This window comes from Ruegeria arenilitoris (assembly GCF_013031355.1).
Lineage (GTDB): Bacteria > Pseudomonadota > Alphaproteobacteria > Rhodobacterales > Rhodobacteraceae > Ruegeria > Ruegeria arenilitoris_C.
Genome location: NZ_WPZO01000001.1, coordinates 1 through 15,545, shown reverse-complemented (window position 1 = coordinate 15,545; position 15,545 = coordinate 1). Strand labels below are relative to the sequence as shown.

The window sequence follows — 15,545 nt, the reverse complement described above, 5'->3', positions numbered from 1 at the left end:
CCATGCTGGGACGCTGATAGGCCCGCAGTCCGTGTTAAACCCCGTTGCTCTGGTCCGACCAACGGCCGATTTCGTCGCCGTCTATGATGATCGCAAGATCCCAGAACTTTCTGATTTCCGCTTCGGCCGCCAGCGCCGCCGTCGGCTCGTCTGGGACGCGTTCGACACGAAAGCCAAACTGCTCGAACCCGCTGTACTCGACGCGGCTTAGAATGACTGGGAAGACCTCACGCTCCAGCGCAGCGGCGGCGAGAAGTCTTGCAACATTATAGGCAGACTCAAGCGGTTTCAGAACCCGGATACCAATATAAGTGGGGCCGCCCTTGTCGTGTTCCCACAGGGCAATGGACGGTGTCAGTTCCATCTCGGGGAACACAACTTTTCCATATGCTTTCGGCTTTTGGTTGTCGGTGATCAAAGCATCCAGCTGAACCGGTCGCTTGGGTGACGTTCTGCCAAGAATTTCGAACCAAGAGATGTCTGTCATTTTTTGTGCCTGACCTCTGCTATGATTTCAGCTGCCCTGGACGCCCCCGCCTCGGGTAATTCAATAGCGTTCAACGCAGACCGATAAAGTTCCACCTCATCGTGATCCAGACAGGCCGATACCGTTCGTTCCAGTTTCATGAGGTCTTTTTCGGTGATGATCGCGCAGAGTTCTCGGTCGGCCAATGCTCGGGCGCGCCGCTCTTGATTGTCCAGATAGGGGGCCGATTGCGGGATCAGAATCGAGGGGATTTTGTTGTAAAGGATCTCGAGGACGGAATTGTACCCCGCCGCCGAAATGACCAGATCCGCCGCCAGACACAGGGATGTGGCCTCGAATGTCTGAACCACGCGGGTATTCGTCCAACCGAACGTGGCGGGCTGAACCTTGCTGCCGGGCCATGTCACGACAAGATGCAGACAGTCCGTCCGATCCTCGAGCATCCCGGATATCGCCTGTAGCTGTGCCGACCTGTCAGACGCCACCCCGCCGCCCAACATGCTGACGACCAACTGTTTGAAGTCCCGTCCGAACCGCTCGGCCAGCCGGGCCCTGAGCCCTTCGCGTTCGTCCTCGGACTGAACCACCTTGCGAAAGATAGGTCCGACATAGTGCACGTGATCCCCATAGCTGTAGGCGTCGTTCAGCTCTTCAAAGGCCTCCGAGGGCACGATGACCCGATCAAACACCCCCTCTCGTCGAAGCATCTTTTGTCGGGGTCGCCCGTCCGGCCACAGGCCCCGCCGTACCCAAACCGCGGACAAGTTACGCTCGAGGATCACGCGGTAGACAGAATCGAAGACATGGCCGCCGTCAAAGATCAAGCTGTCATTTTCCTGCAACGCGGCGCCAAGTCGTCGGTATGTCAGGATATCGTTGCCGTCGGGGTTGTCCGTCATGTCGATCCGCGAGACCAGCGGAATGCAATCGATACCTTCGCGGCGGACAAGCGGCACACAACTGGGAAAGGCCGCAAAAATTGATGACATGTCATCTGGCAGCGCGTTTGCGATCACCGCACATCGCTGAGCATGGCCCAATCCCACGCCATTGGTTGGGAAGAACAACGTTCTGTGCGTGCTGCGAACAGGCTCGCGTGCATTGGACGTAAGTCCTGCAGCGCTTTCCAGCCGGGAAATATCCACCGAATGAAGCCACTGGGATTTTCTGGCCTGTTCGGCAATTTGCGAGGTGTTGCCAAGTATTTTTCCTGTCAGATACCCATCCAGCGAAAACGGTGTCTTGGGGCCAAGCAATGCAGGTGCGCCAGACGACACCAGAGCTTCGTCATCCGTGCAATCTATCGCAACACCGCCGGCCGCGATCAATTCGACCGCAAACGCCGCTATTCGCACACCAGCAATGCCGTGGCCGAACATCACAAGGATGTCTGTCGAGTGCGCCAAAGTCAGCGATGAAAGATCGGTGTACAGGTTGGTGGGCAGATCATGAAACGGGGAAGCATTGATCGCCTCGTTCTGTGCCCCGCTGACGACCAGCCGCAGGTTATAGCCCCCCCGATTGCTCATCCGGGAAAAGCAGGACAATGTCTCGGGGTTGTCCAACTCCATGGACCCCAGAACAACCGTGACAGTCGGCATCTCACGCGCGGGCCGAGGCGTTGCCCGAATTTCGGCAACCAGAGGACTGACTGCCGAGGGCAGCACCGAACGCGGCTGGAAATCCGTCAGGTCGATCACCGTGGCTTCGCGCCCCAGCGCATAAGCCAGACGCGCCTTAGCGCCGATGTAGCTTTGCTGGGTCTGGAACCGACCCGTCGCAATCACCGGCACGTCTGGGCCTATCTGCTTTTCCCGGAGGGAGGCCAGAAGCACGTCATCAATATCCTCGGCGCCAAGCACGAATATGGCCTCGGCCTCATGCTCTGCCGGGTCGACAAGGAATCTAGCCGCCTCGTAAACTCTGCCGCGCCCTGCATCTTCGGGCAGATACTCGGCATCTATGCAGACGGTGAAACAGCGCGCAGCAAGTTGCTCGGCAAAGATCAATTGCGCATCGAAGGATCGTAAGGAACGCGAACCGGCCTCTATGAAAATCATCCCGTTACCTCGCTGTCAGCGGACAGAACGTTGGACAGCTGCACCCTGAAGTTATCAGCGGAGTAACGCGTCAGCGCCGATTGCGATCTGGAAACCTGCTCATGATAGCGATGCGGCTGCGCGATAAGGTCGGAAATGATCCCGTCTACGTCCGGTGGGCGACAGCTGAGCACTGCATCACCAAACGTGACCCCTATGTCGGAATTGGTAAGCACCACTTTGCCAGCAGCCAGAGCTTCGGCAATGACGCGGCCGAAACTCTCCTGCCAGGTTGGCGCTGTAAAATAAACGAAAAAGTCGATCATCTCAAAAAACTCGTCCACGCGAATGGCGTTGAAAGGAAGCAAGGTCCAATGCGGCCGCAGAACACGCGCATCCAGCAAGGCGTCTGCACCCAGGATCACATTGCTCTGCGCATGTTCGGGAAAACAACTGTCGAGATCGGCAAGAGCCGGAAATTTCTCGAAACCCGGCCGCGAATGCCTGCCGCGGCGGTCTTTGGGCATGTCGCAAGGGGCTTGTATTTCGGTCTCGCAGATGTTGAACCAGTCGGCGCCCAGAACCTCCCACTGCCGCGCCATACGGGACACGGCCAACCAATCGGTCACGGTTTTCCGGTTGTACGGCGAAATCGGCGCAAGCGATTTCCTGAGTGAAAGCGCTGATGCCTCAATCTGGTTCAGACAGGACGAAACGTCGAACCCTTCTTCTCCGCCCGGACGCAGAAAATTCTCATGCGTGACTACGATCAGGTCCCGCGCAAAAATCTTTGTTTTCAATGCGTCCTGAAACTTTAGAAACGCGGGATTGTGCAGGATCACGAAATCCGCACTGACACGAGGCGCATCCCAAATCAGGGGAATGCGCAGTTCATCCATCACGCGCCGCAGCACGGGTGCAATATACTGGTCCTCGCCAAACGTCCTTGAGGTTACCGCGTGGACTTCCAGTTCACCAAAGTCCACGGCCACACGCAGTTCGGCCGCGACGGCCGCTGACGTACCGCCAGAAAATCTTGGTTCAATAATGTAGGCGATCTTCGGGCGAGAGGGACAACTGAGGGCGTCGAACACGGGCATGGGGCCTAGTGCTGCAGCGTGCTTGCGCGCGAGGTCGTCGCGGTCGGAGCGTCAAGCGGATTGTCTGGTACGCTAGCGGGATAACCAAAGTCCAGACTGCCAGCAGACGCGGCGGCGTAAAAGTCGCGCAGTTCCCGAGACAGTTCGTCTTCGCCCGTCAGCAACTCCGGGTTTCTCTCAAGGTAGGACCGGAGCGCACGGGTGTCATTGGTTGATAAAAGCTGATCAATCGCGATCAGATGCTCAAGCGTGATCTCGGCGCGCACACCCTCTGTCGATGCTAAGAAAAGTAGCGCAGTTACAATGCCGACGAGTCTGCTATCAGTCATTTAAAAACCTTATCAATACTTGTTAACTATACCCACCACTTGCTTCAGTCTTTCGCACTCTAGACAAGAATAGCGTCATTAGTTTGTTGTTGCCCGAAGTTTTTTCAGAACCTGACTTCTGAGTTGATTGACCGGGTTGTTGGCCGTCGCGCTACGGCTGCTTCGCTTGGCTTTTCGCTTGACCGGAGCACTGCTAAAGCCGTCTCCGGCCAGATATAACTCCACCACACCGCTAGGTGTTTTGGTTCTTGCCCCAGTAAAGTCGCGCAACAGCGCACCAGCATCTTCCGCAAGGGCTGCGGCTTTGGCGGCATCCTGCCTGTGATAGAACCGAACATTGGACTCCGATACCCGGTACCCTACCCGCGCCGCCCCGCTTAGCTCGTGACCCGTCGTCGTTAACTCGGCGACAACCGAATCCACAGCGCCCTGCGGCAGCTTGTTGGGCGCATACAGTCTGAACGCCGCGCCCCCTGCGCCCGTGCTCGTCTCCGTTGGTTCGGCAGCCGCGCTGGGCAAAGCCGCAAGCTCTACTGAATCTGACGGCTCCGGCCGTGGCGTCAAAGTGGGCGTTTGCAGCGCCTCCGGACTAATTCCGGGGGCTTCAATTTGCGCCGAGGGGTTCAATGCCACAGTCATCAAGGCACTATCAATCGGATTGATCGATACGGGTAAATCCGGCTGGATGGCCGGAGCTTGCTCAGGCAGCGATACGATCTCGGCTGCTGGTGGCAGCGGCGCTGGCTGCCTGAACAGGACTGGTTGAGCCGCGAGTTTCGCTGACGGAGCCGGAGGGATGAATGCATCTGCTGCAATGCCTAAAGGTTCAAGCCCTGCAACAGCGACAGCCACCAGGGTGGTTGCGGGATCAAGGAATTCCGGCGCGTTTTCATATGGCAGGAAACTCGGGTTGGCCTCTCGTGTCGGCAGATACCCGGGACCACCCACTGGCAGGAACGGCTGTTCGAGCGCCGGAACGTAGGCCCGAACGCTTGGAGCGGCATCTGATATTGCCGGTTCGGGGGACTCTAACGCCTCTGTCAAGCCCGAGGTAGGAGGCGTCAGCGACGCAAGACTGCCCAGATCCTCCGTCTCTGCCAAACTGCTATCTGGGACTTCTTGCCGTGGCGTTGGACCGACCACTGTCGTGGAAATGACAATTTCGCCTTGTGGGATCGTCGACAGATCAGGCGGCACCGAAACAACGTCCTGAGCCTGCAGCGAAGAGGCCGCCTCGACGTCAGCGCTCCCCGATCCAGCCGTCTCAAGCGGGCCTGGTCCGGAAAGAACCCAAAAAACCGAAGATGAAGCAATCACCCCCATAGCGCAGCCAAGGGCGATTAACCCCAGCCTGACTTTGCGGCGCGCGCGTTCCTGATCTTTCAGTTTTTGAAGCGTTTTGGACAGGCGATAGTCAAACTCTTCATTGGAATATCTTAAACTCCGCCCCACATCTGTCTGAGCGGGACCTGTCGAACTGGTTTTGCTTTGCAGGGACTTGAAAGTTTCCCTGACTTTTTCGCCAGAATCGACTTTTCGGACGCCTTCAGGCGCACCGAGTCCGGGCTCTTCCGACTCACCCGTCTTTTCGGCACTTGCGGAAATTCTTTTCTTTATGGCTTCTTCAAGCTGGTCTGACCACGGCATTTGCCCGACCGGCGATGGCTCACCTGTGGTTGATTGCCCTTCATCGCGACCGACTGTTGCGGACGCCTCGGTCATTTCACCTTTCTGCTGGCGCGCGGCGCGGATGCTCTCCCGCTCTATCCGAGCTTTTTCAAGCACCTTCTGCCATTCAGGAGATTGAACGAAATCATAGATACCCGGCGCCTGAGTAACGCCCTTCTTGGCAACTTCTGGTCGAGTCTTTTGGCCGCTCGCCTTCGTCATGAATTACCCCCGACTGGCCGCTGAAATAAGCTCTAAGCTGTTGTAGTCCGGTCAAACCGAACACATGCCGGCGCGTCAAAAACGTAAAAAAATATGGCTTTGAGTATAAAAAATTGACCACTCTCTGACAAGTCAGCTGGCACCATCGGGAAGAACGCGAACGCTTCCAGTAAAGGACAGGATTGCTGCCCCTTGGTCCTCCGGGCCACGATTTCAGCTATATTTTTTTGTCCCACCACCAATTTCAAGCTAGGCTGCGATGAATGGTAAGTGCCGCATGAACGCTGTTGCAGGGCTTTCGGCGGCTGTTTGAATAACCTGTATGCAAAACACTTGGGTTTAAATGGACGCTATTCAGAACGAACCGGACGCATTTACTCTGATCGATCACTCCAATCCCGTTCATGCCAAAGTGGTCGTGGTGGACTGGATGCTGGGGAACGCCTGCAGCTATGCGTGCAGCTATTGCCCCAAGTCTTTGCATGACGGCTCGGTCCGTTGGCAGAAAACCAAGGACGTTCTGCATTTATATCACCAGATGAAACGGCACTATGTGGACGAGCGGGACAAGATTGTCTGGCTTCAGTTCACCGGCGGCGAACCCACGATGCATCCCCGCATCATTGATCTGCTGCGCCAGGCATCAGAGATAGGCTTCAAAGTTAGCTTGATCAGCAACGCATCACGAACACCCCGGTTCTGGGAAAAGATTAGCGGGTGTCTGAACAGCGTCATCCTAACCTATCACTCCGAGTTCGCGGAACTGAACCATTTCATCCGCGTGGCGAAAATGATGGAGGACCGCATCAGCGTCCATATCAACGTCACGATGCTTCCGGACCGCTTTGACCAGATATTTGAAGATGCCCAGGCATTGCGTGCGGCGCTGCCGGCAGCTTCGATCTCGTTAAAACCGTTGCGGCAAGGGTTTGGGGCAAAACTGTTCGATTACACCAAAGACCAGTTGCAGGTGATGTCGAAAGGCTTGCCGTCCAAGTACGCTCCGGTTGGTGAAAAACCACGAGCCCAGATGCGCGCGACCACAAGGTCAGGGCAGTGCGAAACACTGCCCCCGAACGAGTTCATTCTCAGGGGCATGAACCGCTGGCGAGGGTATAATTGCAATGTCGGGCTGGAATCCCTGCGCGTCCACAAGACGGGCGAGGTTTACCGGGGCGTCTGCGGCGTCGGAGGCGTAATAGGTTATCTGGGCGAAGACCTTGACCTGCCCCGCGAGCCGATCCGATGCACAAAAGACTCCTGTTCCTGTCTGGCCGATATCCTGATCCGAAAGGAGCTGTGATCCCCCACCGGGACAACCTGTCAGATCGAATTTAGACTGCCGAGGTCCACACCGCTCCAGGCCATACGCGGATCGGCAAGCACCTCAAGCAGGGCTTTGTGTTCGGGATGGTCGGACGAGCACACATCCAGGCCTTTGAACTCTTGCGGTGTCACATGCCCCCAATTGCGCAGCCGCAAGAAATAGACGCCATCGGCGTTCATTTCGTTTGCCAAATCGACAAAGCCGGGCATTTCCCTGTAATTCGCCGCCTGAACAACAAAGTCCAATCGCAACGTATCAATGTCTCCGCGTGCGTTCAGCTCGCCCAGAAAGCGCAGGTTTTTCCTTAGTGCGTTAAAGTCACCTCCGCGGCGGAGCACGCTGTACGTGTCGGCCTGCGCCGCGTCGATCGACACCCAGACCGACGAAACCTTGTCCCATAGTCCAAGATCGTTCCAGGCCCTTTCATTGGCCAGCAACCCGTTAGTGTGAAGCTGGATTCGCCGCCCGGGCGGACCTGACTGCGTCAACCGCTCCAGAAGATGACGGAAGTGCCTGCTGCCAAACGGATCACCCGATCCGGTCACTTTGATTTTCGTGGCCTTGCTGACCAGCGGCAGAAGATGGTTTTCAAAGATCTCGTTTAAACGTTCCGTTTCTTTGTGCGGCAGGTTGATCAGCTGCGTTCGACAGCTTGGGCAGGAGATATTGCAGGACCGATCATGAGACAGAATGACCCGATCGGGGCCCTCTTCCAACTCCAGTTTCAGGCTTTGCGTTTCCTCGGTACGGGCCGGAAGCCTGCGACCTGCGATCTGCGGGCAATGCCACCGGCTGCAATGCGAAAAGTCGCCGTCACGGACGGACCGTCTGATTTCGCGGGCCCGGTCAGAGTTCCAGAAACCGCCCTCATCCGCTGTTTCAAGACGGCCTATTGGAACTGGCTGCCAGGCCGAGCAGCAAAAATGAACCTCACCGTTGACCCGCGTTTCCATTTCCCGAAACGGTGCACCACACGTCCGCGTCCGAAGCCAGCGGTCGGTTTCGGTTTCAAGATCCTTGGACGTTTCGCGGGCGGCATCAATAAGCCGCTGCGCCATGAGGTCATGGTGATCGCGGCTGACGACTTCGCGCCCTAGCATTTCCGTTGCCTGCCATCGCTCGTCTTGAAGAGCGAGCCACCCGGCGGCCAACAGCGTCAGAATTTCATACTCCGTCGCGTTTTCCGAAACCTGTGCAATGAAACGATCCAACAAAGCAGGACTGCTGTCTTGCTTTATGGCTTCTGCGCATTCGATCACCAGATCTTTTGCATGTGCGCTTGGCCCCTCAAGGAGTCTGCGCCGCCTGAGATAGGTCGCGTTCTTTTCCGATAGCGACTCGATGATTGCGCCACAGTCGGCATCGTCTGTGTCGTATAGCAATTTGGTGTTGTTGCGCGTTGTAGGCATTGCGGCTGCCATAGTGACATACCGCGACATCAAATCAAGTACGCGCTTGAATGGTCCAAATATAGGCAAAGAAATGAAAAAGAACCGGAACATTGACCTGCTTTATGCCCAAATCGCGCCTCTGCAGCCTCGGCCCGTCACCGTCTGGAAAGTGGGGCTGCGTTTGCGCCAAGCCCATGAGAGCCCACTGCCTACATCAAGATAAGCTCTTCTGGCCGCGCGTCATAAGCAACACCATCCATAGGACAGACTTATAACATCGAAGGTATAATCGATTTTTATTGAGGTTTGAATCTGTCAAACTGCCGACACGCAATAGGGAATTTGAACGCTGCTTTAGAATAGCGAACCCGACAAAAGCCACCAACAGAGGATAAAAATGAAACACACAACATCATTTCTTGCCGCTCTGGCCGTCGGCGCACTGACCGCGACGGTTGCGGCATCGGAAACCGAATTGACGGTGTATACCGCCGTCGAAGCAGAGGACCTTGCCCGATACGCCGAGACGTTCAACCAGAGCAATCCTGACATCAAAATCAACTGGGTTCGCGACTCGACCGGGATCATCACCGCCAAATTGCTGGCGGAACGGGATAATCCGCAGGCTGACGTTGTATGGGGACTGGCGGCTACATCGCTATTGTTGCTGAAATCAGAAGGCATGTTGGAGCCCTACGCGCCCGTCGGGGTCGAAGAGCTGGACGTCAAATTTGTCGATGGCGACAACCCTCCGGCTTGGGTGGGCATGGACGCCTGGGTTGCTTCGGTCTGTTACAACACGGTCGAGGCCGAAAAGGCCGGACTGACGCCACCGACATCCTGGAAGGACCTCGCCGATCCGATGTACAAGGATCAGGTGATCATGCCGAACCCGAACTCCTCTGGCACCGGATTTCTGGACGTTTCAAGCTGGCTGCAAATGTTTGGTGAAGAAGGCGGCTGGGAATACATGGACGCGCTGCACGAGAACATAGCGCGCTATACGCATTCGGGCTCCAAACCCTGCAAGCTGGCGGCAGCGGGCGAAATTCCAATCGGTATCTCGTTTGCGTTCCGCGGTGCAAAGTCCAAGGCGGATGGCGCACCTCTTGAGATCATCGTCCCGTCCGAAGGCGTAGGCTGGGACATGGAGGCAACCGCAATTGTCGCGGGCACTGCCAATCTGGAAGCCGCGCAGAAACTGGTTGATTTCTCAGTCACAAAAGAAGCCAACGAGATGTACAACACCGGCTATGCGGTTGTGGCCTATCCCGGCATCGCGAAACCGGTCGAGCACTTCCCAGAGGGCCTTCTGGATGCAATGATTGACAATGATTTTGAGTTTGCCGCGAACAATCGGGCGGCGATCCTGAAGGAATGGCAATCTCGCTATGACGGAAAGTCGGAAGCGAAATAAACAGGTTGGCAGGAGGGGCTCTTTCGCCTCTCCTGCGCGCTACCCTTTTCTTCCAAACCCCGTGACCTGCGCACCAGGCTTTGCCCGGTACGGATCAGCCGTGCCCGAGGTGCAGATGTGAGGACTTCTCCCGTGCTTCAGAAAACACCACCCGGTGAACTGTATCTCAGCATCCAAAACTTGTGGAAAGCGTTCGGCAGCTTTCTTGCACTCAAGGATATTTCTCTGGAAATCAACGAGGGCGAGTTTGTTTGCTTTCTGGGCCCGTCAGGATGCGGGAAAACAACCCTGCTACGTGCCATCGCAGGTCTGGATTTACAGACCAAGGGGACGGTCATGCAGGACGGCAAGGACGTGTCCAACCTGCCCCCATCTGAACGTGACTTCGGGATTGTGTTTCAGTCCTATGCGCTGTTTCCGAACCTCACGATTGAAAAGAACATCGCCTTTGGTCTGGAAAACTCGGGCCGTAGCAAATCTGAAATCGCTGTCCGCGTAAACGAGTTGCTGCATCTGGTCGGGCTACCCGATCAAGGCAAGAAGTATCCGGCACAATTGTCGGGCGGGCAGCAGCAGAGGATTGCCCTTGCCCGGGCCATTGCAACCAAGCCCGGACTGTTGCTGCTGGACGAACCTCTGTCGGCGCTGGACGCCAAGGTTCGCGTCCACTTGAGACACGAAATCAAAGAGTTACAGCGCAAACTTGGTGTGACAACCGTGATGGTTACGCATGATCAGGAAGAAGCTCTGGCTATGGCGGACCGGATCGTGGTCATGAACCATGGCGTGATCGAACAGGTGGGATCGCCTACCGAGATTTATCGTCACCCAAGGAACCTGTTTGTTGCCGATTTCATCGGCGAGATGAACCAGCTGCCAGCCAATGCGGGCAACCCTCAGACGCTGGAACTGGGGGGATCGGTTCTGAAATGCGCGCGACATTCTCATCAGAAAGGAAGCCGCGTCGTTGCAGCCGTCCGACCCGATGACGTTATCCCTCATGGCGAAGGTGCGCGGTCTCCGGGTGCGCCGGACACGATAACAACCCCGGAAAACGCGTTCGAAGTGCTGATCACCGAGATGGAGTTCCTTGGTTCGTTCTGGCGGTGCCGGTTAAGCAACAAACGTTTCGGGTCTTCGGAGCTGATTGCAGATTTCTCGGTCAACGCCGTACGCCGCCTTGAACTGGAAGAAGGGCGGACGATGATGATCGAGCTTCCCGAGGACCGCCTGATGGCCTTTGACCTTCCGGAGACCGAGGCATGAGCACGATTTCCACCAACAGCGGCACCCTGCCCCCTGGCCCGGACATAAAACCCAAGCTCAGTCGGGACGACATCCTGATGCGCGGGAGCATGATGGTCATCGTGCTCTATCTGATCGTGACGCTGGCGCTTCCGCTTTACACGATGCTGTCCAAGTCGTTTTCCACCTATCGGATGGAACTGTCACAGTACGAGTTTCAGGTCAGTGACGAGGCAGGTAATTTTGACGGTACGGTTCTAACGGGCGATGCGCTGAACCGGCAAACCGAGGTATTCACCGATACCGATCTTGTTACCGGTTCGGACGGGCGCTTGCCTGTGACGGGCTTTTTCCCGGATTTCAGCTTCCGCAGTCCGGTCATGTACCAGATCAGGAATACGACGGACACGGGGCGATTTCTGGTTGGGTCGACATTGCACCAAGGAACCGAATGGGTCGAGCTTGATTCCAATACGTTCCGAAGGGTTCAGTTGCGGCCTGTTCAATCACGGGGCCTCGGCAATTTCGTAAACTATTTTTCGACGCCCGCGCTGTTCAACTCGATCAAAAACTCGCTTTGGATCTCTGTCGTCAGCACCATTGTGACGGTGACGTTGGCCTTCTGGTTCGCCTATGCGCTCAATCGCAGCTGCATGCGGTTCAAGGGTGTCTTTCGTCTGATCGCAATGGCACCCATTCTAGTTCCTTCGCTGTTGCCGGGCATTGCCTTGGTCTACCTGTTCGGCAATCAGGGTATGCTTAAAGAGTTGTTGTTTGGTGCCAGTATCTATGGCCCGATCGGAATTGTGATCGGATCGGTCTTTTTCACCTTTCCGCACGCTTTCCTGATCATCTCAACCGCCCTCGCGATTTCCGATGCGCGGCTCTACGAGGCCGCCGCAAGCCTGCGCTCGACCCCGTGGCGCACCTTCTGGACGGTTACCGTTCCGGGGGCCCGGTACGGTTTGATTTCTGCTGCGTTTGTCGTGTTCAATCTGGTCATCACCGATTTCGGCCTGCCAAAGGTCATCGGCGGGCAATTCAACGTGCTGGCGGTTGATATCTACAAACAGGTGATCGGACAGCAGAATTTCGAGATGGGCGCCGTTGTGTCCGTGGTTCTGGTGATCCCGGCAATCCTGGCTTTTGCAATTGATCGTATGGTCCAGTCCAAACAGGTGGCGCTGCTGTCGGCGCGGTCGGTGCCTTATCAGGCAACCCCGAACCCAAAGGCGGATCGCCTGTTTCTGGCCTATTGCAGCCTGATCGGCCTGTTCATCGTCGGCCTTCTGGCCGTGTGCCAGTTCGCGGCTCTGATCAAGTTCTGGCCCTATGATTTGAGCCTGAGCCTGAAGAACTATCAGTTCGACAAAATGGATGGTGGCGGTTGGGGGTCGTATTTTAACTCGATCCGGCTGGCCCTGCTGACCGCTGTGATCGGCACCTCTGTTGTTTTCTTCGGGGCCTATCTGGTTGAGAAATCGAAAGGCTTCCGCACCGGCAGATCGATCTTTCAGATGTTCGCGATGTTGCCGATGGCCATTCCGGGCATGGTGTTGGGGCTGTCCTACATCTTTTTCTTCAACAATCCCTCTAACCCACTGAACGGCATCTACGGCACAATGGCGATTTTGGTTATCTGTACAGTGACCCACTTCTACACCGTGTCACACCTGACAGCAGTGACGGCCCTCAAGCAGATGGATCGCGAATTCGAGTCGGTGTCCGCGTCACTTAAGCAGCCGACGATGAAGCTGTTTGCGCGGGTTACGGTTCCTGTCTGTCTGCCGGCGGTTCTGGATATATCCATCTACCTGTTCGTCAACGCGATGACGACCGTATCAGCGGTGGTGTTCCTGTACTCTCCCAAGACCACGCTTGCGTCTATCGCAGTGCTGAACATGGATGATGCCGGAGATATCGCACCGGCTGCGGCTATGGGGATGATGATCTTTTATACAAATGCCTCCGCCCGGATCATTCACCTTATTGCGTCCAGAGGAATACTGAAGCGCACTCAGGCTTGGCGAAGTCGTTAACGACAACTCCTGATCCCCTGCCCCGCCAATCAGCCATTGGCGGGGTTTTCTTTCAAAGTCCGCTGCACGAACTCCATGAACGCGCGGATGATCTTCACCTCGCGGCGTTGCGAAAGCGAAATGACGCTTTCGCCCATCTGCAGATCGATCCCCTTCAATTTGATCTGCCGAAGCCGGTTGTCATGCCCGTATTCCGCTTTTGAGACAAAACCGATACCAGCGCCAGAGGCCACCAATTCCCGAATCGCTTCTCGCCCTTCAGCCACGATGGCCGGTTTCAGCACGATCCCTTGTCTTTTGGCCTCGTCTTCCAGTTTCTGGCGCGTTTTCGACCCAGTTTCGCGAAAGATAAGCGGCAGATTTGACAGTTCTTCCAGCGACAGAGTTGGTTTGGACGCCAAAAGCACACCTTGCGCCGCAAAGGCCACGATCTCGGTGGACCCAAGGCTCAGAACTTCCATGTCCTTGCCCGGCGACAGGCTGCCCACAACTCCGATTTCCGCGTTATATGACCGGAGTTCCTCGAGAATTTCCTCGGTATTGCCCGAACGCACGGTGATTGTGACATTCGGGTTTTTCTTCTGAAACGCGCCCAGAAAGGCCGTCAGATGGTACGCAGAGTCCGCAATGATGCGCAGCTCTCCATCAACGACAGCCTTGGTCTCGGTCAGGTAATCCTCGATCTGATCTTCGATCTCGAAATATTGCTTGGTGTATCGGTAAAGGTGCTCACCCTCTCGGGTCAGCGTCACTCGTTTCCGCTCGCGCTGGAACAGCAACAAATCGTGATCCTGTTCCAGCTTTCGCACCTGCTCGGAAATTGCGGGTTGCGTAAGATACAGCGCCTCTGCCGCGCGGGAAAAACCGCCATGTTTCGCCACAAAATGAAAGGCTTTGAGCTGGCTGTGCCGCATTGCGTATCCCCGATTCACCATACATAGGCTGAGCTTATAATTAGATTGATAATTGCAATTTCACATATAGCAACCATTGCGGCAAATCTGTTCTCGAAAATGCCTGTCTGGAGCCTGTTCATGACGTCTTCCAATTCTAGAATCGAACCACCTCGCCTTGGTGAACCATATCTTTTGACGCCTGGCCCCTTGACGACATCCTACGCGGTAAAGGAAGCCATGCTGAAGGATTGGGGCAGCTGGGATGACGACTTTCGCGCCATGACGCGCGAGGTCCGGTCAAGCCTGCTGGCACTGCTTGGTGAGGGCGCCGAAGACTTTGACTGCGTCCCGATGCAGGGCAGCGGATCGTTCTCGGTCGAAGCGATGCTTGCGTCGTTCATTCCGCGCGATGGTAAGGCGCTGGTTCTGGCCAACGGCGCCTATGGGCAACGATCGGCCCTGACATTAGAGTATCTGGGCCGCGCGCATGTCGTTCTGGACAAAGGTGATTACCTGCCGCCCAGAGGAGAGGAAGTCGCCCGCATTCTCGCGGAGGATCCCGATATTTCCCACGTGGTCGCCATTCACTGTGAAACCAGCTCAGGCATCCTGAACCCGGTCGAGGAAATATCAGAAGCCACCTATGCCGCCGGTCGCAAGCTTCTGATTGATTCCATGTCTGCCTTCGGGGCGGTCGAGTTGAAGCCGACCGAAATCCGGTATGAGGCAATGGTATCCTCGGCCAACAAATGCATTGAGGGCGTGCCCGGCTTTGGCTTTATCGTCGCCCGCAAATCCGAACTTGAGGCCGCGAAGGGCAACAGCCACTCGCTTTCTCTGGATGTGCATGCACAATGGGCGCATATGAACAAAACTGGTCAGTGGCGATTCACACCTCCGACACATGTGGTCGCTGCATTCATCGAAGCGCTCAGGGCGCACGCGGCAGAAGGCGGCGTTCCCGGCCGCGGAGGGCGCTATACCCGCAACCGGGATATCATGGTCTCGGGAATGCGTGAACTTGGCTTTGAGACCTTACTGGACAACCGCTGGCTCAGCCCGATCATCGTTACCTTCTTCTGTCCTGCGGACGAGAAGTTTGTGTTCGATCAATTCTACAACCTGATGAAATCAAAAGGTTTCATCATCTACCCGGGCAAGTTGACCGTGGTTGACAGCTTCCGCGTCGGATGTATCGGCCAAATGGACGAAGACGTCATGCGCAAGGTTGTGACCGCCGCCAAAGAATCTTTGGAGGAAATGGGTGTAACAAGTGCAGCACCCCCACTCCGAGCACTGGAAGAACGCGCCAAACTGGCCGCTTAACAATCAAGGACGACGAAATGACTCATCACTCTCCCATTACTGCGAATGAGCGTGTTTAT

12 protein-coding genes are annotated in these 15,545 nt (G+C 56.1%); 5 read left to right on the top strand and 7 right to left on the bottom strand.

Annotation, left to right across the window (positions count from 1 at the left end):
* Positions 1-34 precede the first annotated feature (34 nt).
* The 5 genes from GOX63_RS00060 to GOX63_RS00040 all read right to left on the bottom strand — a co-directional run bounded on the left by GOX63_RS00060 (position 35) and on the right by GOX63_RS00040 (position 5,845).
* Entirely contained in the window at positions 35-487 is a 453-nt protein-coding gene (locus tag GOX63_RS00060) for a hypothetical protein (RefSeq protein ID WP_170544424.1), read from the bottom strand.
* Positions 484-2,547, bottom strand: a complete 2,064-nt coding sequence (locus GOX63_RS00055) for a glycosyltransferase (protein WP_170324443.1) — start codon at positions 2,545-2,547, stop codon at positions 484-486. The genes GOX63_RS00060 and GOX63_RS00055 overlap by 4 nt, the downstream gene beginning before the upstream one ends.
* Positions 2,544-3,626: a hypothetical protein gene (locus GOX63_RS00050; protein ID WP_170324442.1), complete on the bottom strand. Its 1,083-nt coding sequence runs from the start codon at positions 3,624-3,626 to the stop codon at positions 2,544-2,546. Before GOX63_RS00050 ends, GOX63_RS00055 begins: the two co-directional genes overlap by 4 nt.
* A 5-nt stretch (positions 3,627-3,631) precedes the next feature.
* The gene (locus tag GOX63_RS00045) at positions 3,632-3,955 is read right to left on the bottom strand and encodes a hypothetical protein (RefSeq protein ID WP_170324441.1); all 324 of its coding nucleotides are present in this window, start codon (positions 3,953-3,955) and stop codon (positions 3,632-3,634) included.
* 78 nt (positions 3,956-4,033) lie between these two features.
* The gene (locus tag GOX63_RS00040) at positions 4,034-5,845 is read right to left on the bottom strand and encodes a hypothetical protein (protein ID WP_170544421.1); all 1,812 of its coding nucleotides are present in this window, start codon (positions 5,843-5,845) and stop codon (positions 4,034-4,036) included.
* 343 nt (positions 5,846-6,188) lie between these two features.
* Here GOX63_RS00040 and GOX63_RS00035 point away from each other — a divergent pair, with 343 nt between their 5' ends.
* Complete coding sequence (locus tag GOX63_RS00035) at positions 6,189-7,148, top strand: radical SAM protein (protein WP_170324439.1); 960 nt, start codon at positions 6,189-6,191, stop codon at positions 7,146-7,148.
* A gap of 20 nt (positions 7,149-7,168) precedes the next feature.
* Here GOX63_RS00035 and GOX63_RS00030 read toward each other — a convergent pair whose 3' ends face one another.
* Positions 7,169-8,581, bottom strand: coding sequence for a radical SAM/SPASM domain-containing protein (locus GOX63_RS00030; protein ID WP_170544417.1), 1,413 nt, complete (start codon positions 8,579-8,581; stop codon positions 7,169-7,171).
* 379 nt (positions 8,582-8,960) lie between these two features.
* Here GOX63_RS00030 and GOX63_RS00025 point away from each other — a divergent pair, with 379 nt between their 5' ends.
* From GOX63_RS00025 to GOX63_RS00015, 3 genes are all read left to right on the top strand, one after another.
* On the top strand, positions 8,961-9,980 hold the full coding sequence (locus tag GOX63_RS00025) for a putative 2-aminoethylphosphonate ABC transporter substrate-binding protein (RefSeq protein WP_170544414.1): 1,020 nt from the start codon (positions 8,961-8,963) through the stop codon (positions 9,978-9,980).
* 132 nt (positions 9,981-10,112) lie between these two features.
* Complete coding sequence (locus GOX63_RS00020) at positions 10,113-11,246, top strand: putative 2-aminoethylphosphonate ABC transporter ATP-binding protein (protein WP_367647187.1); 1,134 nt, start codon at positions 10,113-10,115, stop codon at positions 11,244-11,246.
* On the top strand, positions 11,243-13,264 hold the full coding sequence (locus tag GOX63_RS00015; protein ID WP_170544411.1) for a putative 2-aminoethylphosphonate ABC transporter permease subunit: 2,022 nt from the start codon (positions 11,243-11,245) through the stop codon (positions 13,262-13,264). The genes GOX63_RS00020 and GOX63_RS00015 overlap by 4 nt, the downstream gene beginning before the upstream one ends.
* A 29-nt stretch (positions 13,265-13,293) precedes the next feature.
* Here the strand turns inward: GOX63_RS00015 and GOX63_RS00010 are convergent, their stop codons facing one another.
* Positions 13,294-14,178: a LysR substrate-binding domain-containing protein gene (locus tag GOX63_RS00010; protein ID WP_170324435.1), complete on the bottom strand. Its 885-nt coding sequence runs from the start codon at positions 14,176-14,178 to the stop codon at positions 13,294-13,296.
* Positions 14,179-14,277: 99 nt separating this feature from the next.
* Between GOX63_RS00010 and GOX63_RS00005 the strand changes: the two genes are divergently transcribed.
* On the top strand, positions 14,278-15,486 hold the full coding sequence (locus GOX63_RS00005; RefSeq protein WP_367646670.1) for a 2-aminoethylphosphonate--pyruvate transaminase: 1,209 nt from the start codon (positions 14,278-14,280) through the stop codon (positions 15,484-15,486).
* Positions 15,487-15,545: the final 59 nt, after the last annotated feature.